Source organism: Bradyrhizobium cedriense (genome assembly GCF_054602315.1).
In genome coordinates this window covers 1-2,357 of the sequence record NZ_JBTSWB010000022.1, presented here as the reverse complement: position 1 = coordinate 2,357, position 2,357 = coordinate 1, and the positions used below count along the sequence as shown (strand labels likewise).

Below are 2,357 nucleotides of genomic sequence, written 5' to 3'. Positions count from 1 at the left end.
ATGCCGAATACCTTGATGCCATCAGCGACCCCGCACATCCAGAGCACGAACATATGCGCCTCTGGGGCCCGGAGCGGTTCGATCCCAACGTCATCGACCGGAAGGCAATCGAGGCCGCCGTCAACGCATTGTCCGGAATTTGGAAGCCACGACGTCGCGCCACCCGGTCAAAATAGACGTCAAGCGCCAATCAAAAGGGCCGCGGACCTACGCTTACTTTTGAGTTCACCAATAGGCCGTTCTACCGAATCCGCTTTTCGCCACGAACCACATCGGCAGCCCGAACGTTCAGGTCTCGCGCGGCTGTTCAATATGTGAAAGGCATTGAGTGCCAATCGCAGTCAGCGAGTACCCGAAGACGGTTGAGTTTCTCGTCAACGACGTCGACTGCCAGAGCTGATAGTTGACGGAGCTGGCGCGGCGCCGTTTAGATTGCCTTACTAGCCGTCGGACGATGAAGGGGATGACAATCCGACGACGAACGCGATTGTGTTGATGGCAGTCACATTACGCCGTCTATGAAAGCTGGCAGACGGTCAAAGGAAGGATCAAGATGACTAGTCTTGTGAGGCAAGTGATTGCGGCGGTGACGTACCAGGAACACGTTTTGGCTTCTATTGGCGCCATACAAGAGAACCGTGCGGATCGCGCCTCATCGACCCTCTGCAAGTGAGTACACTTCCTAATTAGCCACTCTTGTCAGCCGGTATCGAGCCGACGGCAACAACATTGGTCTGAACGCCATCGAGCAGACGAGCAGACGAGCAGTGAGAGGGAAAAGAATCGCGATGGACGGCAACAGTGAACTGGCCTACCGACGGTTTTACCTGTCGATGTGGTCAGTCTCCCAATCGCCTTAGCCGATACAAATTTGGTTGGCGACTAGTCAAGATAATCACCTGCATCCCGCCTCGCTGCAATACTCCACTTTAATAGGCAGATAGTCATGAAGAGCATCTTTGACGTGATGCAATCGGTGTCAATTGCCCACAAGACCACCTTTGACCGCTACTTTGCGGAATACCCGCCCAAATGCTCTGAAATGACTTTTGCAAACATTCTCTGCTGGGCTGACATAAAGAACCACCAATTCGGTGTATATCGCGATCACCTCATCGTGTGCTATCAACGTAAATCTGACAGCGAACCGCAGTTCTTTCCTCCGATGGGAGAGCATCCGAAGGAGATCATGCTGGAGCCCCTTCCCGGGGTCCAAACGTACAAATGGGTGCGGATTCCGAAGTCCCTTTCGGATGAACTTTCAGGACGCATCTCCATGGTATTCGATCGCGACAATAGTGACTACTACTACAACGTCGAGGAATTGATAACGTTAAAGGGCAAGAAGTTCGAAGGGAAACGAAACCTCGTTAGGAGGTTTGCTCGTCTCAATCCAACGGTGCGCGTGCTGCAGGCACGCGATGCTGCTGCTTGCATCGAGCTTCAAGAGAGATGGCTGCTCGAGCAAGCCGCCGACCGCAGCTCCGGAGCTGACGAGACCGCCGCTGTTAAAGTCGCTTTCCAGCACTTTGACTCCCTGCCCATAAGGGGAGTGGTCGTGGAGATAGGTCAGAGGCTCGTGGGCTTTGCCGTTGGCGAATGGCTCAACTCAGAAATGTTTGTTGAACACCATGAGAAGGCAGTACGAGAGTTCAAGGGCGCTTACGAGTACGTTCTTCACGCATTTGCAGGACAGATAGCAGCTGAAGCAAGGTTTATTAATCGAGCCCAGGATCTCGGCGTTTCAGGCTTACGCCAATCGAAGCTCAGCTGGCACCCAACCGGACTCGTGGAAAAGTACAGTGCACGGAGATCGTTCTGACGACTCACACGTACGGGCCGCAGCACGACGCTGATGTTTAATGTTGAAGGCCGACGCCGACGTCGGCCGATCTACATAGAGAAATACCAGATCAAACGTCGTGAGCGTGCGCTCTCTCGAGCGCACGGGCGGGCAGCACCGCGCGCCGCCTGAGTCGAACGTCAGCTTGACCTGCGAGCAATGGATATCAGCCTCGATGGAGAAGCCATCCTGATCATGACGCCGCGGCTGTTGTTGCCGTTTTGTTTCGACGCGACAATGCCGTGGGCGGAGCACGGACTCTAGAGCGTATGTGGTCGTCCGTGAAGAATCCTGAAGCAATTGAGCGGTAAAGGAAAATGCCGGAATTTCCGGGATTGGATTTGCCAGCAAGCGGTGCTTGGGAGGCGGTTTTCTTGCAAAATGATGTTTGTGATTCCCTCGAATCTCGAGCTGTGATTCCCTGCTGCAGGCGGTGACGAGCGGAGGATTCGATGCGGCCACGGGAGCGTCGGGAGAGCGGCGATCAGGATCTGTTTCGTTCACGGCTTGACCA

Annotated in this window: 2 protein-coding genes; both read left to right on the top strand. The window is 54.5% G+C overall.

Annotated features, from left to right (window positions below):
• Nucleotides 1-176 (top strand): IS1096 element passenger TnpR family protein (locus ACYCVF_RS36720; protein WP_459607645.1); only part of this gene is annotated, 176 nt, incomplete at its 5' end.
• Between the two features lie 770 nt (nt 177-946).
• On the top strand, nt 947-1,822 hold the full coding sequence (locus ACYCVF_RS36715) for a DUF2156 domain-containing protein (RefSeq protein ID WP_459607643.1): 876 nt from the start codon (nt 947-949) through the stop codon (nt 1,820-1,822).
• The last annotated feature ends 535 nt before the right edge of the window (nt 1,823-2,357 follow it).